The sequence below is a fragment of the Acinetobacter sp. HY1485 genome (assembly GCF_027568475.1).
Lineage (GTDB): Bacteria > Pseudomonadota > Gammaproteobacteria > Pseudomonadales > Moraxellaceae > Acinetobacter.
This window is the reverse complement of the sequence record NZ_JANKZG010000001.1, coordinates 93,101-116,193: the sequence shown is the minus strand read 5'-3', so window position 1 is coordinate 116,193 and position 23,093 is coordinate 93,101. Positions and strand designations below refer to the sequence as shown.

Here is a 23,093-nt window from a genome sequence, read left to right as displayed (position 1 = left end):
ATGATGCAAATGTCAACAAAGCGCAACTTATACCAAGACTTAGAACACCCATTTGCACAATATATTAAAATTATTGGCAAAGGAAAAAATGGCGCACGTAGCCTCACATACCAAGAGGCATATGATGCATTTAGGCTGATTTTAAACGGCGACGTATTAGACGTTCAACTTGGCGCTTTTTTAATGCTGTTACGTGTTAAAGAAGAATCTGTGGACGAGCTCGCAGGTTTTGTACAAGCCACCAAAGACCAACTTACGTTTGAACCCCTTGAGGTTGATTTAGATTGGTCATCTTATGCAGGCAAACGTAAACATTACCCATGGTATTTACTTGCAGCGCTTACGCTTGCAAAAAATGGGATTCGTATTGTCATGCATGGGGCGGCAGGTCATACCCTTAACCGTGTTTATTCAGAACAAGTCTTAAGCTATTTAGGTTTTCCAATTTGTACAACTCAAGCAGAAGTAGAAGCGCAACTTAAACAACAAAATTTTGCCTACATGCCTTTATATGCAATCTCACCTGTACTAGATGAACTGATTGGATTGCGTAACGTCATGGGGCTTCGCTCACCTGTGCATACGCTTGCACGCTTGATTAATCCCTTTAATGCACCCGTGACTTTACAGTCTATTTTTCATCCTGCATATCGCACATCCCACCAACATGCAGCATTACGCTTAGGCTACTTAAACAGTGTAGTAATTAAAGGTGAAGGTGGTGAGTTTGAACGTAACCCTGATGCGAAAACCTTAGTATGTGGTATTCAAAATGGTGAACTGTACGAACATGAACTACCAAAGCTCACACCCGACCGTAGCCCTGCAGAAGAATATCTTGATTTAGACACCATTAAAGCTGTTTGGGAGGGACAACCTCATACTTATGGCGAAGTGGCAATTATTGAAACCATGGCAATTGCACTTGTAGCCTTACAAAAAGCCCCTACTTTTGTAGAGGCTCAAACGCTTGCAACACAATTATGGCAAAACCGTTTTAAATAAACCGAATGGGTTGTGGTGGCTCATCATCGCACTGCTCCCCTTCTTCCTTAGAACCACGATCAATATAACCTATGCGTTCTTGTTCGGGTAAATGCGTATGCTCCCATGCCAGCACGGCTTGCATACATGTTGCACGCTGTTCTTTTGTGAGTACTACGCCATTTTCCCACTTGCCAATTTCTACGGCTGTTTTTAGTTTTTGCACAATTTCAGGGTTTAAAATTGCTAACATCTGCTCAATATTCATGACTCTTCCTGTTCACGCAAGGCTTCAAAATCTTGGTTCCATCCTAATTTGGTTCGGCATGCCATATAAAAGTCATACCCCGGTGGATGAAGCAAATTTAATTTATGCGGGTGTTTACGAATATGTAAACTCTCGCCCACACTTAACGCCACACTCTGCTGACCATCTGCACTCACCATTGCCACAAGGCGACTTTCGCCTACCGTAATTTTAATTTCACTTTGATCGCCTACAATAATTGGACGTGATGACAAGGTGTGCGGATGCATCGGTACAAGTGCTATGGCATCCATATTAGGATGTAAAATTGGTCCACCACCTGATAGTGCATAGGCGGTTGAACCTGTGGGTGTTGCCACAATCAGTCCATCACTATGTTGACGATAAACAAATTGCCCATCAATACACAGGTCAAAATCCATCATATGCACAGATTTACCCGAATGAAGTACAATATCGTTTAAAGCAATTGCACGATGTTTGACCCGATCGCCTGCTTTGATTTCAATATCAAGTAAAAAACGGCGATCTTGTTGGAAATCACCTTGTAACACTTGGTCGAGTTTTTGTAACACTTGGTTAGGTTTAATGTCAGTTAAAAAACCTAAACGTCCGCGGTTCACCCCAATCACAGGTGTATTATATTTAACCAAAGCGCGTGCGGCATGCAACAATGATCCATCACCACCAACGACAATCACTAAATCGACAATTTCACCAAGTTCATCACGGCTTACACTTTGGCATTGTTGATATGGCACTAATTTTGCCGTATCTGCATCAAAAATAGGATGTAAGCCTCGCTTAAGCAAATGATCATAAATTAAGCACAAGGTATCGACCACAGCAGATTTATCTGGGCGTCCAACAAGTCCAATATTTCTAAAAGATTGTGGTGAAATTTTTGCCAAGGGTGGCGCTCCATTTAAAATATTTTTTTACCTGTTACACGAATAATCATTGCAAAATAAAAAAAAGCTTCGCATGATTACGGGGTTTATTCAGATAGCTTATCACTTTTATATGAAGTCACAACGCGGTCTTGGTGTTATTGCACTGATTTTTGTCCTCCTAGTTATAGGCGGTTTTATTGCTTTTAGTTTTTATCTTGTTCGGTTAGACAATGTTATTCAATCTAAATTTGAAGGACAACGTTGGGATATTCCTGCAAAAGTTTATGCACGTCCTTTAGAAATTTATAATCAGGCGCCTGTAAGCGAAACCGATTTTTTACAAGAATTACAGCTGTTAAACTATAAAAAAGCCGATAGCTATACCCAACCCGGTACATTTACAGTCAATGGCAATCAGGTTGCCGTACATACGCGCGGTTTCGATTTTGGTGATAGCACTGAAGCCGAGCAAGTCATTTCTTTAGCTTTTGCCCAAGACCAAATTATAAACGTACAAAGTACCCAAGCCTCTAGTACAGGCATGACTCGCTTAGAGCCAATGTTGATTGGTGGAATTTACCCACAACACAACGAAGACCGTGTACTGATTAAATTAAAAAATGTACCACAACCGCTCATTAATGCATTGATTGCCACCGAAGATCGTAATTTTTATGAGCATCATGGTTTGTCATTTAGAGGTACTGCACGTGCCATTGTGAGTAATGTGACAGGCGGTAGACGTCAAGGTGGTTCAACCCTAACCCAACAGCTGGTTAAAAACTTCTTTTTATCGCCTGAACAAACTTTTAAACGTAAATTTAATGAAGCGTTCATGTCGTTGTTACTCGAAGTTCATTACAGCAAAGATGAAATTTTAGAAGCCTATTTAAATGAAGTACATCTAGGACAAAACGGCAACTATTCAATTAACGGTTATGGCTTAGCTTCACAGTTTTATTTTGGTTTACCCTTACGTGAACTTAATATCTCACAGCAAGCCTTTTTGGTAGGTTTAGTACAAGGTCCATCGCTTTATAACCCATGGCGCAACCCTCAAGGGGCTAAAAACCGCCGAGATACCGTACTGCACAATATGCTCGTGATGGGTAAGCTAACGCAAGAACAATATGAACGTGAAATTGCACGCCCATTAGGTGTTGTAGAAAAACCTGCATTGGGTCCAACACGTTTCCCTGATTTTATGGATATTGTACGTCGTCAACTGCGTACAGAATATCAAGATTCAGATCTGACGAATCAAGGTTTACGTATTTTCACCACACTTGACCCAATTGCCCAAATACGTACACAAAATGCAATGAAACAAAGTGTGGATTTACTCATTAAACGTAATCCTAAAGCACTTAATAATTTACAAGGTGCTGTACTCATTCAACGTCCTGAAAATGGCGAACTTGTGGCAGCTGTTGGCTCTACTCAAGACTTTACAGGCTTTAACCGTACAATTGATGCGAAACGTCAAGTTGGCTCATTGTTAAAACCTGCCATTTATATTACAGCGATTGAATCAGGACGCTACAACTGGGCAAGTTTAATTCCTGATACAGCTGTGAGTATTCGCAGTAATGGTAAAGCATGGACACCTAAAAACTACGGTGGCGGTGAACATGGCATGGTGCCAATGGTACAAGCGCTTGAACATTCATATAACTTGGCTGCTGTAAATATGGGTCAACAGTTTGGTGTTGCTTCTTTTATCAATAACCTGCATAAATTTGGCGTAACGAGTGATGTCCCACAGTACCCATCTACATTCTTAGGTGCAGTGAATATGTCGCCTATGGAAGTACTGAGTATTTATGGTAACTTTGCAACAGGTGGTTTTAAATATCCAACCAAATCCATCCGTGCCGTGGTCGATCAAAATGGTAAAGTTTTAGACCGCTACAGTTTAGATGTTCAGCAAACCATCGACCCGGCATCAGCTTATATTTTAAACTATGGTTTACAACAAGTGATGCGTTCAGGTACAGGTCAGTCTGCTTATAAAGCGCTTCCAAGCACCCTTAATCTTGCAGGTAAATCTGGTACTACAAACGATGCGCGTGACTCTTGGTTTGCAGGTTATTCAGGTAACTATGTCACAGTGGTTTGGTTAGGCTTAGATAATAATAAAATCACAGGCTTAACAGGTTCTACAGGGGCATTGCCTGTTTGGACAAATGTAATGCGTCAGCTTCGCCAACAGCCTGTTAATCTTAAACAGCCTGAAGATGTACAATGGCAGTGGATTGATGTTCCATCAGGTGATTTATCTGCTCAGGGCTGTTCAAATGCAATGTATGTGCCCTTGCTTGCCAATACTGTACCTAAACATGCCACATCTTGTGCTTTACCTGGTTACCAAACCGAACCAAGCAGTGATGCAAGCGACCCACTTGAAAACTTAATTAATGAAACAGAAACACCACCAACTGAACCACCTGCACAAGTCATTTCTTCAGGTAGTTATGAGCAAGGACAACAATAATGAAAATTCAACTTGGTAGTATTTTAATGTTGCTATTAGTGGGGTGTACAACCACCACCCCACCTCAGCCACAACCTAAACCTGCCCCAACACCTGTAGCAGTACAACCGACCACAAACAAAAATGGGGTAACGATTACACCTTATAACGTGGGTGAAATTAAGCGTGAATCACGCCCTATTGTGGTTGCGCCTAAACAGCAACCACAACAGCATAACGATGGCTCAACGTTACCTGCATTTAAAAGTACACTTGCTCAAGCGCAACAAGCATTTAAACAAAATAATTTAGATCGTGCCGAGCAATTAGGCTTACAGGCACAACGCCTTGCTCCTCAATCGGCAGAGGGTTATTTGTTACTTTCGCAAATTGCATTACAAAAAAACAAACTGCCTCAAGCAAAATCTTTGGCAAATCGTGGCATTAGCTTAAGTTCAGATGCTGGAATCAAAAAGCAATTGTGGCAAGTAGTATTACGTACGGCTCAACTACAAAATGACACAGCAACCATCCAAAAGGCTCAAAGTGCTTTAAATTGAGAAATACCTGCGACCCCATAACAAGGGACATCTTGTTGTGGGGACACACCACCTAAAGCAAAAACCAACAAATTGCTTTTTTGAGCAAGGTGTGTAAATTGTTCCCATCCTAATGGCACTGCTTCGGGATGGGTTTTTGTTGCAAATACAGGGCTTAAAAGTACCGCATCACACCCAATTTTTTCCGCATACTGTAGGCTTTGTGCATCATGGCAAGCAGCGATATACCGTACGCCTGTTTTGAGTGATGTGGTTTGTAAAAGCTGTGAATGACTTAAATGTATAGCACCAAGTTGTTTTTGTTGATCTAGTAGTAAGGTGTTTGCAATCTCTATATTTATAATTAAATTGGCTAGTGGCTGATCAGCCAATTCAACATTGTTGCGCCAATACACCAATGCTTTTTCAGATTGCTCAAATTGATCTGTAATCTTAATCCATTTTTTCCACTGCAAACGCTGTAAAATAGCATCATTGGCTTTAGGAAAATTTAGATTTAATAATTCATCACGCTCGTACCATTGCCATGGGGCTTTTACTTCTGTTTGATGAGTATGTGCATAAAATAAATGTAATGTTACTGTAAGGTCTTCATATTCGTGGCAAATGGTATCCCACGCATGCCAATTTGTTATATGTAAGCCTGTTTCTTCTAAAATTTCACGTTCACATGCTTGGCGTGGTGTTTCACCTTGTTCTACCTTACCACCTGCAAATTCATGCTTGTTACCTTGATGCTGTTTTGCTTCACGCCACCCCACTAAAACTTTGCTTTTACAGAACAATAATCCAATTGCGACATCAACTTTTGACATTGTGTAATTACTCGTAAATTTATATTGACAGGTCTATTCGATAATGATTATCATTTAAATCGTTAAGTCATGGAGACAACGGCATGAATTTTTTTACACGTACAACCGAAACTGCACACAGCCTACCAATGCTACATTCTAATAATTTATTTGCCTTAGGGCGTGAAATTCGCATCATGCATGCAGGGGAAGAATACCGTTTACGTCTCACACGTAATAATCGCCTTATTTTAACTAAGTAAGTGGCACAACACGCAAAACTTCTTCCATCGAAGTTAAGCCCATCATTACTTTTCGTGCCCCTGCAATCCGCAGTGGTTCTATGCCTTCTTTCTTGGTTTGGTAACGCAAATCAGCCAATGGCGCATTATCACTCACCAATTGTTTAAGTGATAACGTCATTGGCATGAACTCGTAAATACCAATACGCCCTTTGTACCCTGTATGGCGACACAACTCACAACCAACAGGCTGACAAACTGATTGTGGTGGTGTAACCGTATAACCTGTAGTGAGCTGTGCCCATTCTTGTGGATTAGCCGAAACTTGTTTTTTACAGCTACAGAGTTTACGTACCAAACGTTGTGCCAAAACACCAAGCAAAGTTGCAGAACTTAAAAATGGCTGAACGCCCAAATCGTGTAAACGCGTTAAACTTGACGGTGCATCATTGGTATGCAATGTCGAAAGTACCAAATGCCCTGTTAGTGCCGCCTGAATTGCCATATCTGCCGTATCTTGGTCACGTATTTCCCCCACCATAATAATATCGGGGTCTTGACGCATTAAGGCACGTATTCCATCAGCAAAACCCAAATCAATGCCATAGTTAACCTGCATTTGGTTAAAACTGCCCTCTAGCATTTCTATGGGATCTTCAATGGTACATACGTTTACTTCTTCCGTCGCAAGCTGTTTTAAAGATGAATATAACGTGGTGGTTTTACCCGAACCTGTTGGACCTGTCACCAAAATAATGCCATGACTATTTTGTGTCATCGTATTCCATTGGCTGAGTAAACGTTGATCAAAACCAAGTTGTTCAAAAGTACGCACAAGCACATCGGGGTCAAAAATACGCAACACCATTTTTTCGCCAAAAGCGGTGGGAAGCGTGGCTAAACGTAACTCGGTCTCCATACCTTTAGGTGTACGGGTTTTTAAACGACCATCTTGCGGTTTACGTTTTTCCGCAACGTTCATGCGTCCTAAAATTTTGATACGGGCAATCACTGCTGTGAGCGTGGTTGCAGGCATGTTATAAATGGTATGCAACACCCCATCAATACGAAAACGCACATTACTTTTTTCTTTACGTGGCTCTAAATGAATATCACTTGCCCCTTGCTCAAAGGCAAACTGCAAAATCCAATCCACTAATTTCACAATGTGCTGATCATTGGCATCGGGGTTTTGGGTATCGCCTAATTGTAAAAGTGCCTCTACCCCTTTGTTTTCTGTCGTTTGGAGCTTTTGCGATGAGCTAACGGCACGGCTTACTTGATAATATTCGGTTAAATAACGCTGTAATTGTTCTGGGTTGAGTAGAACACTGCGTATTTTTTTAGGGCTTAAACTATGTTCTAGATTTTTGACCCATTCATTTGCAAATGGTTGTGCTGTCCCAATCACCACTTCATTGGCATTGCTTTCTACCGCTAAAATTTTATTGCGTAAGGCAAATTCTTGCGACATCACTTTGGTAAGGGATGCAACATCTGCTTTTAATGGATCAATAATATAAAACGCAATATTCGCTTTTTGTGCTAACCATTTGCATAAAAAAACTAAATTTAGGGTCGCTTTTTGGTCTTGTTGATTTTGCAAATTAAAATCTGCAATCCATTGAAGTGGATGCCACATCAGTTGTTCTTTTTTACGATGTGTGGTTTGAACAAGTGCTTTTTCACGCTCGTTGATTAATCCATCTTTTACTAACTGCTCTAAACACCATAGTACATCAATTTCAAAGTTCATGTTCAACCCCACAAATATAAATGGCATCATCGACTCTAAAACGCACGTTCCAATCGCCAAAACGCATACCATAAATTCGGTTTGGATCTTGCTGATAAGCAGGGCGTGGGTCTAGCGATAACACTTGTTCAATTTCTTGTTGTATTGCAATATTGGGGGTCACTTCCCAAATTACACGTTTACGCTCAGGCACAGCAGTAGCATACCCGCTTTGGGCATCCACCGCATCTGAATACGCAATATACGGCTTAATATCTACAATGGGCGTTCCATCTAATAAATCACTACCTGTCACTACTAAACGTAAGCCGTGTTGAGTGTGTTCTAAGCGTTTAAATTTCACCACAGACAAACCAATCGGTGCAGGTCTGTACATACTGCGTGTCGCAAATATCCCTAATTTTTCATTACCCCCTAAACGTGGTGGACGTACCTGTGGTCTAAAATCGGTATGTTTATTTTCATGAAAATGCCACAACAACCATAAATGGCTAAACTGCTCAATGCCTTCAAATGCACGAAGGTCATTGTACGGTGGGTTTAACTCAATAAAAGTTTCGATTTCCACTAAATTAGGCTGACGGGGTATGCCAAACTTTTCTTTAAAGGGAGAATGCATTTTTCCAATGATTGGAATGGTTAAAAAATCGCTCATCACTTTTTCTTATAAAGACAATTAAATATATTCAGTTTATCGGCATTAAAATTAGATTAAAATAGAACACAGATATTAAATTACTGGACCGTATAAATGGCTGCTTTTAACGTTGAGCGTATTACAGACGTTCACCATTGGAATGATACTTTATTTAGCTTTAAAACAACACGCGACCAAGCATTACGTTATAAAAACGGTCAATTTGTGATGATTGGCTTAGAAGTAAATGGCAAACCATTAATGCGTGCCTATTCTATTGCCAGTGCCAACTATGAAGAAGAACTCGAATTCTTCTCAATTAAAGTACCTGATGGACCACTTACCTCTATTTTACAAAAAGTAAAAGTGGGCGATGAGATTTTAGTATCACGCAAACCAACAGGCACATTGGTACATGATGACCTTTTACCGGGTAAAAACCTTTACCTCTTATCTTCAGGAACTGGGCTTGCACCATTCTTGTCCATTATTCGTGATCCTGAAACTTACGAACGCTTTGAAAAAGTAATTGTGGTACACGGTACACGTTTTGTGAGCGAATTAGCTTACCAAGACCTGATTACCGATGAACTACCAAACAATGAGATCTTTGAAGATTTAGGCATTAAAGATAAATTAGTTTATTACCCAACGGTAACGCGTGAAGAGTTCCACACTCAAGGCCGTGTAACCACTGCCATTGAAACAGGTGAACTATTTGAAAAAATTGGTTTACCACGTTTTAACCGTGAAACAGACCGTGCCATGTTATGCGGTAGCCCTGCGTTCTTAAAAGACGTTGCAGCACTACTTGATCAACATGGTCTAAAAGAATCACCACGCATGGGTGAAATGGGCGATTACGTGATTGAACGTGCCTTTGTAGAAAAATAATCAAAAGCCGACATCAGTCGGCTTTTTTTGGGCTTGTGATACAATTGTTTTTTTTGTTGCAAACACGAGACCCATGCTTTCCCTTATTCAGCAAATAGATGCACAACTGCCACAAACACAATGCGGACTTTGTGGACATCGTGATGGATGCTTACCGTATGCCAAAGCAATTGCCGAAGGAGAAGCAGCCAACAAATGCGTACCAGGTGGGCAACCTGTTGCCGATGCACTAGCTCAATTATTAGGTCGTCCTACTTTGGTTGCTCAACCAAGTCAGTGGCAAACGGTAAGTGATGGACGTCCACAACGGATCAAAGCTGTTATTCGAGAAGATGAGTGTATTGGTTGTACCAAATGTATTAGCGCTTGCCCTGTAGATGCCATTATTGGTACAGGTAAAATGATGCATACCATTTTGACTGACCTCTGCACAGGCTGTGAGTTATGCGTACCACCTTGCCCTGTCGATTGTATTGATTTAATCGAAGATCCACACGTCCCAACTGCACAAGAACAACAGCAACAACAAAATGACCTACGCACACGCTATTACGCACATATCACGCGTGAAGCAGAACGTACACGCAAGGGACCTATTGTTAAAGCTCAAATTGATACGGCTTTATTTGCCGAATTTGTACCAAATTTAAAACCCAAACAAGCCATTAAGACCCCAATGTTAGATGCAAAAACGACCATTGAACAAGCACGCTTACGCACACAAATTAAAAAATTGGAAAAACAGTTAAGTGTGCGTGAAGATGCTAAAAAACGTGATCAACTGAATGCATTACAACAACAATTAGGTGAATAATGAAAAATATGACCAAAGCAGAAGTTCAAACTTTTTTTGAACGTTTACGTAATCAACGTCCTAATCCACGTACAGAATTACACTATAAATCCAACTTTGAGCTTTTAATTGCAGTTATTTTATCTGCACAAGCCACAGATGTCAGTGTTAATAAAGCTACAGAAAAGCTCTATGCGATTGCAAATACACCTCAAGCCATTTATGACTTAGGCGTAGATACACTAAAAAGCTATATCAAAACCATTGGGTTATATAACGCTAAAGCCGAAAATGTCATTAAAACCTGTAAAATGTTGATTGAACAACATAACAGTGAAATCCCTCAAACGCGTAAAGAACTAGAAGCCTTACCCGGTGTAGGACGCAAAACTGCCAATGTGGTTTTAAATACAGCATTTGGACAGCCTACAATGGCGGTGGATACGCATATTTTTCGTGTAGGTAACCGTACAGGGTTAGCGGTTGGTAAAAATGTATTAGAAGTAGAAAAACGCCTAATTAAAGTGATTCCCGATGAGTTTATTTTAGATGCCCATCATTGGCTTATTTTACATGGTCGTTACTGCTGTGTGGCACGTAAACCTAAATGTGGTGAGTGCGTGGTGAGCGATGTGTGCCATTGGACAGATCGCTTTGAGTTTGGTGCAACCCAAAATTAGCCGTGAAATCGTGAAATCGTGAAATCGTGAAATCGTGAAATCGTGAAATCGTGAAATCGTGAAATCGTGAAATCGTGAAATCGTGAAATCGTGAAATCGTGAAATCGTGAAATCGTGAAATCGTGAAACTGATACAAGATTTAGATCAATACTTTATTTTTTATTTTTTGCAATTTGAGGATGCAATTGACGTGGTTTTGGTTGCTTAGGTAATTCAGACTCGGCTTTTACAGTTGCATTTAATAGCTTTTTGCTTTGAATTAAAAACCAGATAGAAATTCCAATAAATACAATCAGTACAATAACAATCAGTATTTTCATCTTACTTTTCCTAAAAAAAGAGCCCAATAAGGCTCTTTTTTATCAAAATTATTTATCTAAAATAGCAAATAATTCTTTTTGTACATCATCAATTTGACGTAGGCCATCTAACTTATCATACGTTGCAGCATTTTCTTGATTTGCACGTTGCTGGTAAAAACCAACTAGTTGCGCAGTTTCTGCATGATACGCTTTTAAACGCTTACGAATTGTTTCTTCTTGGTCATCAGGACGTTGTACAAGTTCTTCACCTGTTACATCATCTGTACCTTCTTCTTTTGGTGGGTTGTATACCACATGGTAAACACGACCAGAAGCAGGATGCTGACGGCGACCTGATAAACGTTTTACAATTTCTTCGTCAGGTACAGCAATTTCAATCACATGATCAATGCTGATGCCTTCATCTTCTAATGCTTGTGCTTGTGGAATCGTACGTGGGAAACCATCAAAAATACAGCCATTCTCACAATCAGGTTGTGCAATGCGCTCTTTTACCAAGCCTAAAATTAACTCGTCAGAAACTAAGCCGCCTGCATCCATCACGCTTTTCGCTTGTAAACCTAACTCAGTCCCTTCGCGAATTGCAGCACGAAGCATATCGCCTGTAGAAATTTGTGGGATATTATAGCGCTTACAGATCAACTGAGCTTGTGTGCCTTTACCAGCGCCCGGTGGTCCGAGTAAAATAATGCGCATCGAATACATCCTCATTTAAGTTTATAAAAAAGCCACAAATAAATGGATCGTTCCGGCAATAAACCCCGTAACGCCACCCAATACAATCAAAATCCATTCATCTTCTTTAAATGCAGGACGTAATAAATTTTGAAATTCGTGTGGGGTTAAATCGCGAATTCGATCTCTAAACATTTGAAAAATTTTGCGTGCCCGACTTGCGTTAAATGCCGGATCACATACAGGCACCATCGTAATTTCAATTGAGCGGTCAATCAAGTCTGTTTTTAGTTTTGCGTATTCTTTTACACCTAACGATAACTGCAACGTGGTACGTACTAACGGTGTATCTGTAATTTGGTTGACATGTTTTTTCACAATACGGCGTGTTTTGTCTTTATAATGACCATACATCATTTCAGTCATAATGGTTTTAAGCGTAATCAGTTCTTCTGTGACCACTTTGGCAAACACATCAGACACCTCTTCTTGACGCTTCATAAATGCACCTTGAATATTGTAACGCCCAATACGTGGCATTATAGGCACTATCCAAGGAAAACCTTGTGTACGGCGGAAAAATTGTGGGTAACGCACATAATGTGGATACATTGGATTAAACACCATCCAAATAGCAATCCAATTTGTGAGTAAGCCCCATACCGATGCCCAAAATGGCACCGTCCAATGCCATGGCACTAAAAACCAAACCAACATTTGTACCAAGCCAAATGCACAACCAATCAACGCACTGATATGCCAAATAAAATCAATTTCTTTTTGACCTACTTTTAAAAACATACGTACCATTAAACGGCGGTCATTTTCCATCTGACTCACCACCATCTCACGCATGTCTACTAATGATTCTACATTTGACGTCAGTTCTGTGACTAAATCATGCAATACGGTTGGAAATTGTTTGTGTGCTTGATCGTAAATACGGCGTTTAATTGAATAAGGCATATTATTCCATACCACTGCATAACGCTCATACATTACCTCATCAATTAAATCTTCAAGCTGTGCATCGACTTGCTTACCAATAATCGTTGCCATTTCTTCAGGGTCCATTGCCTCAAGAAATTCACTTAAAGAACCAATTTTTTTTAGTGTGTTATCAGTAATGATGCCTGAAATACGACCTGCTTTACGTGGCACAATTCCCTGCCATCCCACAGGAAAACGTCCAATATGAAAACCCCAAAATTTAATCGGGTAAAATACCATTTTAAGCGCCATCCATACATGAGCCCATGTCACGAATGCAGTTACAGGTACAATACTTAAAACTGCTAGATGGTCTGGACGAAGCCAAAACTCGTGCCATAACTGACTGATATAATCGAACATGAAACGCTCTCTGTTTTTTTAATATCTATATGATGGATGCGTGCCCTATTGTGCCATACCCAATCAGTATTTTGTTATCTTTATAGATATGGGTGCCGATATTACGTTAAAATAGCTCGCCTTTTGCCACCCTAGCGCGGATATGAAGCAACATTTTCCTTTAAAGAATGTCCAAGAAGAAAAACGAATTTATCGTAACCGTGTTTTTATTGCGGTGGGCATTGTAACTGTTTGCTTTGCAGTCTTAATTGCTCGCTATATTTATTTACAAGTCATCAATCATCAACAGTTTGTTACAGCATCAGATAACAACCGTATCCGTTTACAACCCATGCCGCCAACGCGTGGGTATATTTACGATCGTAATGGCATATTATTAGCTGATAACTATCCTGTTTTTACTGCTACCCTTAGTAAAGCAGATATCGAAAATTTAGATGATACCGTTAAACGACTTATCCCTATTTTAGATTTATCTCAAGAAGATGTTGACCGTTTTAACAGCCGTATTAAAACAGCTAAAAAAACTGAACGTGTGGCACTTAAACTTAATCTCAATGAAGCAGAAATTGCACGGTTTAGTGAATCAAAATATCAATTTCAGGGTGTGCAAATTGAAACGCAGATGACACGCTACTATCCATATGGCGAACTATTTGCGCATGTGATTGGGTATGTTGGGCGTATTAGTGACCGCGAACTTAAAACAATTAACAAAGACTTATATGCCGGCACAAACCTTATTGGTAAAAGTGGCATAGAACGCTATTACGAAGACTTGTTACATGGCACACCGGGCAATGAAGCTGTTGAAGCCGATGCACATGGTAACGTGCTACGTCACTTAGGAAAAAAAGACCCTGCGCGTGGTAATGATTTATATTTATCCGTAGATTATGGTTTACAAACGGTTGCCTCAGAACAACTTGCAGGACGTCGTGGTGCGATTGTTGCCATGGATCCACGTACAGGTGAAATTTTAGCTTTAGTTTCTAGTCCAAGTTTTAACCCAAATTTATTTGTAACAGGCATCAGCGGAAAAGATTATTCTGCCTTGCGTGATAATCTCGATCAACCCTTATACAACCGAGCGGTACAAGGCGCTTATCCACCGGGTTCTACCATTAAACCGATGGAAGGTTTAGGTGGTATTCACTTTGGTGTGGTGGATTGGTCGACTGCAATTAATGACCCTGGTTATTTCCAACTTCCAGGAGACTCACACAAATTCCGTGACTGGAAAAAAACAGGTCATGGTATTGTGAATATGAACAAAGCCATTCAATTTTCCTGCGATACGTATTTTTATATTCTTGCCAATCAATTGGGTATTGAGCGCATGAATGAATGGATGCGCGAATTTGGTTTTGGTGAAAAAACAGGTGTCGATTTACCAAGTGAAGCACGTGGGATTTACCCAAATCCTGATTGGAAAATGAAAGCCTATAAATCAAAATGGTTACGAGGCGAAACCATTTCTGTGAGTATTGGGCAAGGTGCATTTATTGCAACACCGCTACAACTTGCCATGGCAGTGAGTATTGTGTCTAACCAAGGTAAACACATCACGCCGCATGTGCTGTACAGTACAAAAGGCGCAAAACCACACCCAATTTTAAACGCACCCGATGGTCAGGTTAAATTTAATGGCACAACTGACGATTGGAATAAAATGCGTGATGCGATGATCAATGTAATTAACGAAGGTACAGGTCGTAGCATCAAAACGAATGCTTATCAAATTGCAGGTAAAACAGGAACTGCACAGGTAAAAAGTATTGCACAAGGCAAACGCTATAATGAGTCATTACTAACAGAACGCCAACTTGATCATGGTTTATTTGTTGGTTTTGCACCTGCAGAAAATCCCGAAATTGCGATTGCAGTGATTTGGGAGAATGGACGACACGGTGGATCTGCAGCGCATCTTGCACGCCCTATTTTTGACTATTGGATGTTACAACGTAAAAATAACCCCATTAAGCCAACATCCCAACAAATTAGTGGCGGCTTAATGACAGCAGGCATTCAACCGGGACAACTCCCAAGTGGTAGTAACCTACTTGCTCCAGATCCAAATGCTACGGTAAAAAAACCAACGCCAACGCCAACGCCAACGCCAACGCCAACGCCAACGCCAACGCCAACGCCAACGCCAACAGACATTAGCGAATAAATGATGAAAAACCAACTCAGAATTATTGGCGGTGAATTTAAACGCCGCACCTTAAACTTTGCAAATATTGAAGGCTTGCGCCCAACACCCGATCGTGTTCGAGAAACCTTGTTTAATTGGCTCATGTGGGATATTCAAAATACAAAAGTGTTAGACGTTTGCACAGGCTCTGGAGCACTTGGATTTGAAGCCTTATCACGAGGTGCAAAACACGTTGTTATGATTGAACCTAACAGCGTGCAAGCACAACAATTGAAAGAAAACTGTAAACTTCTTAAAATTGAAAATTGTGAAGTACATGTTAAAAATGCTCAAGATATATTGTCAAAAATTAATCAAAAATTTGATTTAGTGTTTTTAGATCCACCTTATTCGCTCAACCTATGGCAAGAGCTGGCTTTAATGATTAATCCGTTAATTGAATCTACTGGGCTCATATACATTGAAGCAGACAGAAATTTAACGCAATTACAATTACCTAGCGATTGGGTACTTATTAAGCAAACTAAAGCAGGCACTGTTCAAGCAGGATTATTTAAAAAAAGTTAACAAACTCCCAAGTAATTTGATAAACTTTATGTATAAAAAATACACAAAGGATATTAAAAAATGAACAGGAACATTATACAGTCACGACCATTTCAAATTCGCTCACACTGCGAAAATGTTGAAATTTCACCTATGAGCTCAATTCAAGAGCTCATTAGTGGTAGCAGATTACTGCACGATAACTATGTTTATCGTCAATATATTCAACCCCAAAAAAGCTCATTACTTTATTTGCCATATTATTTTTCTTCACAAAATATACTTTTTACAGCAAAGTCCAACTATAAAGTGATCGGTACGATTGGCGTCCTTACAGGTCAGCTACCTGTTTTTTCTAACTTCGCAGATTTAATTGATATTGGCACAGATACAGCCGTAGAACTTGGTTCTTTATCAATTTCTAAAAGCTACAAAAACAGAAGCCTTTTTTATGATTTGTATGTTCATGCCATTTTACATGCTATTTTTAAAGTAAAAGCTGATCATATTTTTATTCAGGTTGAAGCCCGAAAAGCATCTTTTTATCAAAAATTATTGTTTACCCAAGTTGGAAAAAATCGTGTTTTAAAACAATATAACAACATAGAATCTGTGCTTATGCATCTTGATCTGAGACAAACATGGCAATTTTTGAAACATACGCACGAGAGTAAAAGCTATCAAAATTTTTCTAATATTATTGCTATCTTAAAGGATTTTGAAGTATATGACCGTTATAAATCTTTCAAAAAATCTTTATTAAATCGTAATACGTTTGATTGGACAGAAGAAGATCGCCAAAAATATAATCATTTATGTAATATTATGACGTGATGATAAATTCGTGTGGGTTAGAAATACTAACCCACATTAATCTTAGAATAAACGATTAATACCGTTAAGCGCAGCAACTCGATATGCTTCTGCCATTGTTGGATAGTTAAATGTCGTCTCAACAAAATAGTTCAACGTATTATTTGAGCTCTGCATAATTGCTTGCCCAATATGAATAATTTCAGAGGCATTATTACCAAAACAGTGAATACCTAAAATTTCTAGCGTATCTCGATGAAATAAAATTTTAAGTTCGCCAACCGTATCACCTGTAATTTGCGCACGGGCTAAATGTCTAAATGATGACTGCCCAACCTCATAAGGGATTTTTTCTTCTGTCAGTTGTTCTTCATTTTTACCAAAACAGGAAATTTCAGGAATAGTATAAATACCCGTTGGAATATCTGTTACAGGTTTTACATTTTCTTCACCACCAATATTGGCACCTGCACAACGCCCTTGGTCATAAGCAGCCGATGCTAAAGATGGCCACCCCACAACATCGCCTGCTGCATATATATTTTCTACGTCAGTACAGTAACGCTCATTGACATGAATTTGCCCACGACTATTTGGCTTTAAACCTAAGTTTTCTAAACCTAACCCATCAGTATTACCTGAACGACCGTTGCACCACAAAATTGCATCTGCTTTAATTTTTTTGCCACTTTGTAAGTGTAAAACCACATGATCGTCAAACGTTTCTAAGTGATCAATTTGTTCATTGTGACGAATAAGAACGCCTTGTTCACGTAAGTGATAAGACAACGCATCTGAAATTTCTGCATCAAGATAACTGAGTAATTTAGGCTGTGTATTAATTAAATCTACTTTGTGATTGAGCCCAATAAAAATAGAGGCATACTCACAACCAATCACTCCTGCACCATAAATAATGATTTTTTTGATTGGATAATCAAGATCTAATACTGTGTCGGAATCAAGTACGCGCGGATGATTAAAATCTAGACCTTGCGGATGATACGGACGACTCCCTGTTGCAATGACTAACTCTTTAAATGAGATGGTTTCTTTAATGCCTTCTGGGGTAAATACAAATGCTGTATTTTTGTCTTGTACGTAAGCACGCCCGTGAAATACATCAATATTATTTCGATCATAAAAGCGTGTGTGAGTGGTAACTTGCTTTTGAATAACACGATGTGCATGTGCCAGCACCTGTTTCATCGTGAATTTTTTCCATTCACCCACTTTTTGAAACATTGGATCACGTTGATAACGCATAATGCTTGATACGGTTTGACGCAGTGCTTTACTTGGAATTGTCCCTACATGCGTACAATTACCACCCAACTGTTCTCGCATATCCACAATAGCAACACGTTTTCCCGATTTAGAGAGTTTCATGGCAGCACCTTCACCTGCAGGTCCTGCACCTAGTACAAGTGCATCGTATTTACTAAAATTCCCTTTTATAATTTCTTTTTTACGTGTCATCTAAGATCCTCCATCTTCTTCTCTTTATTTTATCAGAAAAGAAGATAGTAACCTTTATACAAATGTCACAAATCGCTTTTTCAATTCTAAGTGCTTTTTAATATAGTTTAGAAGCGTATCTAACTGCGCTTTGGTTGTATAACCACCAAAACTAAAACGGATTGACTGATTAGCAAAAACGGCTTCACGCCCTAACCCCACCAAAACATGTGATGGTTTTTTTAGCTTAGAGTTACACGCTGAACTACTTGAAATTGCAACCACATGCTTAATCGCATTAATAATACCGAGTGCATCATCACCTGTAAAACTAACATTTAAATAGTTAGCAACTGATTGATCTAAATCACCATTTAACTGAATAGTTGTCATTTCATTTAATGAATTAAATAAATAATCACGTAGTTCTTTTAAACGTGATTGCTCAGAATTTAATTTTTCTTTTGCTATTTTAAATGCTTCGCCCATACCTACAATTTGATGCGTCGCAAGTGTGCCTGAACGCATGCCATTTTCATGACCACCGCCATGCATTTGTGCTTCTACGTGTAAATTTGAGTTTACATACAGTACGCCAATACCTTTAGGTCCATATACTTTATGCCCAGATAAACTAAGTAAATCAATATGCATAGCACGTACATCAATAGGGAGTTTACCTGCTGCTTGTGCTGCATCTACATGGAATTTAATGCCTTTTTGATAGGTCATTTCACCAATTTTTTTTACGTCAGTTACCGTTCCAATTTCGTTATTTACCATCATCAGTGAGACTAAAATAGTATCAGCACGGATTGCTTGCTCAACCATCTCAGGTAAAATGAGCCCTGTATCTGTTTGTGGTTGTAAATACGTGACGCTAAAGCCTTTTTTCTCAAGTTTGGCACATGTATCTAACACTGCCTTATGTTCAATAGCACTGGTGATGATATGCCCAGACTGTGCTAATTCAGCAACTCCTTTAATCGCCAAGTTATCAGATTCAGTGGCACCTGATGTCCAAATAATTTCATTTGCAGTTGCACCAATTAAGTCTGCTACATCTTGACGGGCTTGTTGTACAAGCGTTTGAGCATCTACACCATAATGGTGGGAAGAAGAAGCAGGATTACCAAAGAATCCGTCAATAGATAAACATTCCATCATTTTTTTTGATACTTCTGGATAAACAGGAGTTGCCGCAGCGTAATCTAAATAAATTAAAGGTTTCATAATAACAAAATACAAAAAAAGCACTTTTTATAAAATATATGATTATGCCTAAAAAAACATCTCTATTTTAAATATAACTTATGAGATTATCTGATAATTAATCCCAATTTTTATTTTAACTTGCGTAGAAGTAACTAAAAATGGGCTTCGTCGACCAATAATCACATGCAAAATTTACCACTTACGGCAATAGACTATGGATGTGGTGCATCTTTTAAATAATGGTTTTAGCGTTACTGCTTTTGATTGTTTAGAAAAATCTAAACAATTATGTTCTGAGCGATTTCAGAACCATCCTAGTTTTTCTTTTTATCAAAGCACATTTGAAAATTTCTCTTTTCCTAAAGCAAGTTTAGTCGTTGCATTATTTAGTTTATTTTTTTGTCAGCCTAGTCAACTCACAAGAGTTTTATCTAATATCAAAGATGCTTTGCCACAAAATGGTATTTTTTTATTACAATTTTTGGGTACAACATACCTCTCAACGCTTTAAAGGTTTTTCTACACAAGAGCTTGAAACACAATTCAGGCAAGATTACGACATTTTATTTTGCGAAGAAGAGTAAGCACCTAAGCCATTGGCGAGTGGTGAAATGAAAAATTGGCATTTGCACACACTCATCTTAAAAAAGAGATATGCCCACTGACCTATCTCTTTTTGGATTTATTCTACAAGTAAATCTTTTTCAGAAATGCCATTTCCATAGACAGGTTTAAGTGTTTTTTCATATGCTTGATGCATTACACCTTCTTTTTTAAGCTTGTCTAAATCTTTATTTAACCAATCTAAGAGTTCTTTATCACCTTTTTTCACAGCAGGTGCAATATAGTCATGTTGCCCAAGTGTTGTGATTCCCACTTGATAATTTGGGTTCTCTTTAGCCCATGCCAATACAAGTAAATTATCATGTGCAAGTGCTACGCCACGCCCATCTTTAAGCGCATCAAACGTTTCTGTATTTTGCTCGTATTTTTGCAATTTAATTTCTTTATGTTGTTTGCTAAAGAAACTGTCTGCTGTTGTGCCTTTATTCACCAATAACGTTTTATCTTTAAGTTGATCAAGATTTGTAATTAAATTTGTTTTAGGTGATACCACACCTAAAGATACTTTTAGATAAGGGCTTGCAAAATCAACTACTTGTGCACGTTCTGGTGTTACCGTTAAGTTTGCAAAAATAATATCAACTTTATTTGATTTTAAATACTCAACACGGTTTGCTGCTTCTGTTGAAACAAATTGAACTTTTTTCTCATCACCCAGTAGGTCTTTTGCCACTTGCTTTGCAATTTCAACGTCAAAGCCTTGGTTTGTTCCTTTTTCATCTAAATAACCAAACGGTGGTTTATCTGTAAATACCCCAATACGTACCACATCATTTTTTTTGATTTGTTCGATAGTCGAGGTTGGCTGTTGTTCGGCAGGTTTACTGCATCCTGCTAACCCTAATGCAACTACTAAACCACTGAGTAAATATTTCATTGTGTTTTCCTTAATACGATAATATGTTTAAAAAATTTTTAGCACGTTCAGTTTTTGGCTGTTCAAAAAATTGTTCAGGACTTGCCTGCTCAATAATATGCCCTTGATCCATAAAAATAATACGATCGGCAACTTGGCGAGCAAATGCCATTTCATGTGTTACAATCATCATGGTCATGCCTTGTTTGGCAAGTTCCATCACCACTTCTAATACTTCACGTACCATTTCTGGGTCTAGTGCTGCTGTAATCTCATCAAGTAAAATAAGTTGTGGTTGCATCACCAAAGCACGAACAATCGCAATACGCTGTTTTTGCCCACCCGATAATTCACGCGGGTATGCATTTTTACGCTCAAACAAACCAATACGTTTTAAAAGATCATCTGCGAGTTTTTCTACATCTGCTTTTACACGTTTTTGTACTTTTAATGGTGCAAGTAAAATATTATCAATCACACTCATGTGTGCAAAAAGCTCGTAACTTTGAAACACCATTCCCACATGTTGGCGTGCTTTTTCCCACGATGTATCTTTACCTAAAACACCCAAACTTTCTAATTTAATTTCACCACTATCTATGGGCTCTAAACCATTTAAACAACGCAACAACGTACTTTTACCGCACCCCGATGGACCCAAGACCACCACGACCTCGCCTTGTTGAACGTCTAAATCAATGCCTTTTAAAATTTGATGGTCGCCAAAGCTCTTTTTGAGCGCTTTAATTTGTAATAAAGCCATCTGTTAAAACTCCCAAATCTTTTCTAAATGATTTGCCAAGCGCGATAATGGGTAGCAAAGCGCAAAATATAAAATAAAAATTAAACCGTAAATCCAAAGCGATGCATTTGGCATAATCAACAATGAATTTTCAATAATTTGTTGACCCACTTTGATGACTTCAATTACGCCAATTAAAACTGCTAAAGAACTGGTTTGAATCATACGAGTAAACAAGTTAATTGCACCGGGTGTTACACGGCGTAAACTTTGTGGAAACACCACATACCATAGCGTTTGTAATTTATTGAGCCCAAGCGCATAAGCTGCATCTTGTTGATGACGATCAATAGAACTAATAGCTGCACGTACAAGGTCGCCCATCTCAGCAGTGCCCCACAATACAAATACCATAATGCACACATAAAACGCTGAAAAATGCCAATCAAACCATGTGGCAAAACCAAAATAGAAAATAAACAGTAAAACCAAAATAGGCACAACACGAATAACTTCTAAATAAGTACGACAAATCATACGCACAACAACATGATTTGATGTCATGATGACACCGAATATCGTTCCTAAAATTGCCGATAAAACGACCGAAATAAAAGAAATTTTAACTGTTTCTAATAAACCAAATGCCAAACGCTCAAGATGGCTAGGCTGAAATAAATACTCAAGACCCATAACTCACCCGACGACTACGACGCTCTAAATAGCTCGTTAAAATAGAAACAGGACACAAAATAACGGCGTACGACATCACCAATAAAAATAATGCTTCCGTGGTTTTGTAATCCATACCAATTAAATCTTTGGTCACAAACAACAGCTCTGCAACAGCAATCGCACTTACAATCGAGCTTTCTTTAATTAAAAATAAGCAATTTGCGCCAATAGCAGGGATTGAAATAGAAAATGCTTGTGGAAACACCACATATTTAAATACCTGTGCAGGCGTTAAACCCAAACTTTTTGCCGCATCAAGCTGACCCTTTGCCACAGACTGTAAGCCTGCTCTAAATGCTTCTGCCATATAGCTTCCACCTAAAAAGGTAAGACCGACTACCCCACAGGTAAAGCCATCAATCTTAATTCCTAATTTAGGCAAACCGTAATACAAGAAAAATAACTGCACAAGCAACGGTGTATTACGTGAAAATTGGATATATACACGCGAAATTTGGTTTAGTACGGCAACTTTATAAACCACACTAATGCTACACAGCAAACCTACTATTAAAGCAAGCACAATACTAATACAGGAGATTTTGAGCGTGGTTAACGTTGCATCATAAAACTGAGGCATCACGCTACTAAGATATTGCCAATCCAAGGATAGACCCAAC

General features: G+C 38.9%; 25 protein-coding genes. 11 read left to right on the top strand and 14 right to left on the bottom strand.

Translation table 11 applies throughout. The features are described from left to right. The first annotated feature begins 9 nt into the window (after positions 1-9). Positions 10-1,005, top strand: a complete 996-nt coding sequence (locus PCI70_RS00520; protein ID WP_269913402.1) for a glycosyl transferase family protein — start codon at positions 10-12, stop codon at positions 1,003-1,005. Here the strand turns inward: PCI70_RS00520 and PCI70_RS00515 are convergent. Together PCI70_RS00515 and PCI70_RS00510 are read right to left on the bottom strand one after the other, a co-directional pair. Continuing rightward, positions 998-1,252, bottom strand: a complete 255-nt coding sequence (locus tag PCI70_RS00515; protein ID WP_269913401.1) for a YeaC family protein — start codon at positions 1,250-1,252, stop codon at positions 998-1,000. The two genes, PCI70_RS00520 and PCI70_RS00515, sit on opposite strands and share 8 nt — an antisense overlap. Continuing rightward, positions 1,249-2,163, bottom strand: a complete 915-nt coding sequence (locus tag PCI70_RS00510; protein WP_269913400.1) for an NAD(+) kinase — start codon at positions 2,161-2,163, stop codon at positions 1,249-1,251. The genes PCI70_RS00515 and PCI70_RS00510 overlap by 4 nt, the downstream gene beginning before the upstream one ends. 112 nt (positions 2,164-2,275) lie before the next feature. On the opposite strand from PCI70_RS00510, the gene mrcB reads away from it, so the two are divergent. Continuing rightward, positions 2,276-4,639, top strand: coding sequence for a penicillin-binding protein 1B (gene mrcB / locus PCI70_RS00505; RefSeq protein ID WP_269913399.1), 2,364 nt, complete (start codon positions 2,276-2,278; stop codon positions 4,637-4,639). Beyond that, the gene (locus tag PCI70_RS00500) at positions 4,639-5,178 is read left to right on the top strand and encodes a tetratricopeptide repeat protein (RefSeq protein WP_269913398.1); all 540 of its coding nucleotides are present in this window, start codon (positions 4,639-4,641) and stop codon (positions 5,176-5,178) included. Before mrcB ends, PCI70_RS00500 begins: the two co-directional genes overlap by 1 nt. Here the strand turns inward: PCI70_RS00500 and PCI70_RS00495 are convergent. Then, entirely contained in the window at positions 5,160-5,993 is an 834-nt protein-coding gene (locus tag PCI70_RS00495) for an NUDIX domain-containing protein (RefSeq protein WP_269913397.1), read from the bottom strand. The two genes, PCI70_RS00500 and PCI70_RS00495, sit on opposite strands and share 19 nt — an antisense overlap. 83 nt (positions 5,994-6,076) lie before the next feature. Between PCI70_RS00495 and hemP the strand changes: the two genes are divergently transcribed. After that, positions 6,077-6,235: a hemin uptake protein HemP gene (gene hemP, locus PCI70_RS00490; protein ID WP_269913396.1), complete on the top strand. Its 159-nt coding sequence runs from the start codon at positions 6,077-6,079 to the stop codon at positions 6,233-6,235. Here the strand turns inward: hemP and PCI70_RS00485 are convergent. Next, positions 6,228-7,976, bottom strand: a complete 1,749-nt coding sequence (locus tag PCI70_RS00485) for a GspE/PulE family protein (protein ID WP_269913646.1) — start codon at positions 7,974-7,976, stop codon at positions 6,228-6,230. The two genes, hemP and PCI70_RS00485, sit on opposite strands and share 8 nt — an antisense overlap. Continuing rightward, positions 7,960-8,625, bottom strand: coding sequence for a tRNA (N6-threonylcarbamoyladenosine(37)-N6)-methyltransferase TrmO (tsaA, locus tag PCI70_RS00480; RefSeq protein ID WP_269913395.1), 666 nt, complete (start codon positions 8,623-8,625; stop codon positions 7,960-7,962). Before tsaA ends, PCI70_RS00485 begins: the two co-directional genes overlap by 17 nt. Positions 8,626-8,721: 96 nt before the next feature. On the opposite strand from tsaA, the gene PCI70_RS00475 reads away from it, so the two are divergent. The 3 genes from PCI70_RS00475 to nth all read left to right on the top strand — a co-directional run bounded on the left by PCI70_RS00475 (position 8,722) and on the right by nth (position 10,974). Further along, positions 8,722-9,501 (top strand): ferredoxin--NADP reductase, encoded by a 780-nt coding sequence (locus PCI70_RS00475; protein WP_269913394.1) that lies wholly within the window; start codon positions 8,722-8,724, stop codon positions 9,499-9,501. 73 nt (positions 9,502-9,574) lie between these two features. Then, positions 9,575-10,315, top strand: coding sequence for an RnfABCDGE type electron transport complex subunit B (locus tag PCI70_RS00470; protein ID WP_269913393.1), 741 nt, complete (start codon positions 9,575-9,577; stop codon positions 10,313-10,315). Beyond that, complete coding sequence (gene nth, locus PCI70_RS00465; RefSeq protein ID WP_269913392.1) at positions 10,315-10,974, top strand: endonuclease III; 660 nt, start codon at positions 10,315-10,317, stop codon at positions 10,972-10,974. The genes PCI70_RS00470 and nth overlap by 1 nt, the downstream gene beginning before the upstream one ends. A 153-nt stretch (positions 10,975-11,127) precedes the next feature. Here nth and PCI70_RS00460 read toward each other — a convergent pair whose 3' ends face one another. The 3 genes from PCI70_RS00460 to PCI70_RS00450 are packed head-to-tail and all read right to left on the bottom strand — an operon-like array spanning position 11,128 to position 13,326. Then, entirely contained in the window at positions 11,128-11,295 is a 168-nt protein-coding gene (locus PCI70_RS00460; RefSeq protein ID WP_269913391.1) for a hypothetical protein, read from the bottom strand. A gap of 48 nt (positions 11,296-11,343) precedes the next feature. Then, entirely contained in the window at positions 11,344-11,994 is a 651-nt protein-coding gene (adk, locus tag PCI70_RS00455; RefSeq protein WP_269913390.1) for an adenylate kinase, read from the bottom strand. Positions 11,995-12,015: 21 nt separating this feature from the next. Beyond that, positions 12,016-13,326: a hypothetical protein gene (locus tag PCI70_RS00450; RefSeq protein WP_269913389.1), complete on the bottom strand. Its 1,311-nt coding sequence runs from the start codon at positions 13,324-13,326 to the stop codon at positions 12,016-12,018. A 142-nt stretch (positions 13,327-13,468) separates the two neighbouring features. On the opposite strand from PCI70_RS00450, the gene mrdA reads away from it, so the two are divergent. From mrdA to PCI70_RS00435, 3 genes are read left to right on the top strand one after another with little or no spacing between them, the layout of a single operon-like run. Beyond that, positions 13,469-15,502 carry a penicillin-binding protein 2 gene (gene mrdA / locus PCI70_RS00445; protein WP_442865116.1) on the top strand — a complete coding sequence of 678 codons (2,034 nt, stop codon included), beginning with the start codon at positions 13,469-13,471 and terminating at the stop codon, positions 15,500-15,502. Between the two features lie 3 nt (positions 15,503-15,505). After that, on the top strand, positions 15,506-16,051 hold the full coding sequence (rsmD, locus tag PCI70_RS00440) for a 16S rRNA (guanine(966)-N(2))-methyltransferase RsmD (RefSeq protein WP_269913645.1): 546 nt from the start codon (positions 15,506-15,508) through the stop codon (positions 16,049-16,051). 60 nt (positions 16,052-16,111) lie between these two features. After that, positions 16,112-16,864: an N-acyl amino acid synthase FeeM domain-containing protein gene (locus PCI70_RS00435; RefSeq protein WP_269913388.1), complete on the top strand. Its 753-nt coding sequence runs from the start codon at positions 16,112-16,114 to the stop codon at positions 16,862-16,864. A gap of 42 nt (positions 16,865-16,906) precedes the next feature. Here the strand turns inward: PCI70_RS00435 and sthA are convergent, their stop codons facing one another. Then, on the bottom strand, positions 16,907-18,322 hold the full coding sequence (gene sthA / locus PCI70_RS00430; RefSeq protein WP_269913387.1) for a Si-specific NAD(P)(+) transhydrogenase: 1,416 nt from the start codon (positions 18,320-18,322) through the stop codon (positions 16,907-16,909). Positions 18,323-18,376: 54 nt separating this feature from the next. Beyond that, positions 18,377-19,534 carry an aminotransferase class V-fold PLP-dependent enzyme gene (locus PCI70_RS00425; protein WP_333473508.1) on the bottom strand — a complete coding sequence of 386 codons (1,158 nt, stop codon included), beginning with the start codon at positions 19,532-19,534 and terminating at the stop codon, positions 18,377-18,379. Positions 19,535-19,730: 196 nt separating this feature from the next. Here PCI70_RS00425 and PCI70_RS00420 point away from each other — a divergent pair, with 196 nt between their 5' ends. Then, positions 19,731-20,027 carry a class I SAM-dependent methyltransferase gene (locus tag PCI70_RS00420; RefSeq protein WP_269913386.1) on the top strand — a complete coding sequence of 99 codons (297 nt, stop codon included), beginning with the start codon at positions 19,731-19,733 and terminating at the stop codon, positions 20,025-20,027. A 171-nt stretch (positions 20,028-20,198) separates the two neighbouring features. On the opposite strand, the gene PCI70_RS00415 is transcribed toward PCI70_RS00420, so the two are convergent. Genes PCI70_RS00415 through PCI70_RS00400 form a run of 4 tightly spaced genes read right to left on the bottom strand, consistent with a single transcriptional unit; the run spans position 20,199 to position 23,080 of the window. Beyond that, complete coding sequence (locus PCI70_RS00415) at positions 20,199-21,017, bottom strand: cysteine ABC transporter substrate-binding protein (protein ID WP_269913385.1); 819 nt, start codon at positions 21,015-21,017, stop codon at positions 20,199-20,201. Between the two features lie 10 nt (positions 21,018-21,027). Further along, on the bottom strand, positions 21,028-21,759 hold the full coding sequence (locus PCI70_RS00410) for an amino acid ABC transporter ATP-binding protein (protein WP_269913384.1): 732 nt from the start codon (positions 21,757-21,759) through the stop codon (positions 21,028-21,030). A gap of 3 nt (positions 21,760-21,762) precedes the next feature. Beyond that, positions 21,763-22,431, bottom strand: coding sequence for an amino acid ABC transporter permease (locus tag PCI70_RS00405; protein ID WP_269913383.1), 669 nt, complete (start codon positions 22,429-22,431; stop codon positions 21,763-21,765). Next, positions 22,421-23,080, bottom strand: a complete 660-nt coding sequence (locus tag PCI70_RS00400; protein WP_269913644.1) for an amino acid ABC transporter permease — start codon at positions 23,078-23,080, stop codon at positions 22,421-22,423. Before PCI70_RS00400 ends, PCI70_RS00405 begins: the two co-directional genes overlap by 11 nt. Positions 23,081-23,093: the final 13 nt, after the last annotated feature.

What these genes read in the sequence shown, in the direction of transcription:
- PCI70_RS00520 (WP_269913402.1), top strand. Translation starts at nt 10, where the DNA reads ATGTCAACAAAGCGCAACTTATACCAAGACTTAGAACACCCATTTGCA.
- PCI70_RS00515 (WP_269913401.1), bottom strand. Translation starts at nt 1,252, where the DNA reads ATGAATATTGAGCAGATGTTAGCAATTTTAAACCCTGAAATTGTGCAA.
- mrcB (WP_269913399.1), top strand. Translation starts at nt 2,276, where the DNA reads ATGAAGTCACAACGCGGTCTTGGTGTTATTGCACTGATTTTTGTCCTC.
- PCI70_RS00500 (WP_269913398.1), top strand. Translation starts at nt 4,639, where the DNA reads ATGAAAATTCAACTTGGTAGTATTTTAATGTTGCTATTAGTGGGGTGT.
- PCI70_RS00495 (WP_269913397.1), bottom strand. Translation starts at nt 5,993, where the DNA reads ATGTCAAAAGTTGATGTCGCAATTGGATTATTGTTCTGTAAAAGCAAA.
- hemP (WP_269913396.1), top strand. Translation starts at nt 6,077, where the DNA reads ATGAATTTTTTTACACGTACAACCGAAACTGCACACAGCCTACCAATG.
- tsaA (WP_269913395.1), bottom strand. Translation starts at nt 8,625, where the DNA reads ATGAGCGATTTTTTAACCATTCCAATCATTGGAAAAATGCATTCTCCC.
- PCI70_RS00475 (WP_269913394.1), top strand. Translation starts at nt 8,722, where the DNA reads ATGGCTGCTTTTAACGTTGAGCGTATTACAGACGTTCACCATTGGAAT.
- PCI70_RS00470 (WP_269913393.1), top strand. Translation starts at nt 9,575, where the DNA reads ATGCTTTCCCTTATTCAGCAAATAGATGCACAACTGCCACAAACACAA.
- nth (WP_269913392.1), top strand. Translation starts at nt 10,315, where the DNA reads ATGAAAAATATGACCAAAGCAGAAGTTCAAACTTTTTTTGAACGTTTA.
- PCI70_RS00460 (WP_269913391.1), bottom strand. Translation starts at nt 11,295, where the DNA reads ATGAAAATACTGATTGTTATTGTACTGATTGTATTTATTGGAATTTCT.
- adk (WP_269913390.1), bottom strand. Translation starts at nt 11,994, where the DNA reads ATGCGCATTATTTTACTCGGACCACCGGGCGCTGGTAAAGGCACACAA.
- PCI70_RS00450 (WP_269913389.1), bottom strand. Translation starts at nt 13,326, where the DNA reads ATGTTCGATTATATCAGTCAGTTATGGCACGAGTTTTGGCTTCGTCCA.
- mrdA (WP_442865116.1), top strand. Translation starts at nt 13,469, where the DNA reads ATGAAGCAACATTTTCCTTTAAAGAATGTCCAAGAAGAAAAACGAATT.
- rsmD (WP_269913645.1), top strand. Translation starts at nt 15,506, where the DNA reads ATGAAAAACCAACTCAGAATTATTGGCGGTGAATTTAAACGCCGCACC.
- PCI70_RS00435 (WP_269913388.1), top strand. Translation starts at nt 16,112, where the DNA reads ATGAACAGGAACATTATACAGTCACGACCATTTCAAATTCGCTCACAC.
- sthA (WP_269913387.1), bottom strand. Translation starts at nt 18,322, where the DNA reads ATGACACGTAAAAAAGAAATTATAAAAGGGAATTTTAGTAAATACGAT.
- PCI70_RS00425 (WP_333473508.1), bottom strand. Translation starts at nt 19,534, where the DNA reads ATGAAACCTTTAATTTATTTAGATTACGCTGCGGCAACTCCTGTTTAT.
- PCI70_RS00420 (WP_269913386.1), top strand. Translation starts at nt 19,731, where the DNA reads ATGGATGTGGTGCATCTTTTAAATAATGGTTTTAGCGTTACTGCTTTT.
- PCI70_RS00415 (WP_269913385.1), bottom strand. Translation starts at nt 21,017, where the DNA reads ATGAAATATTTACTCAGTGGTTTAGTAGTTGCATTAGGGTTAGCAGGA.
- PCI70_RS00410 (WP_269913384.1), bottom strand. Translation starts at nt 21,759, where the DNA reads ATGGCTTTATTACAAATTAAAGCGCTCAAAAAGAGCTTTGGCGACCAT.
- PCI70_RS00405 (WP_269913383.1), bottom strand. Translation starts at nt 22,431, where the DNA reads ATGGGTCTTGAGTATTTATTTCAGCCTAGCCATCTTGAGCGTTTGGCA.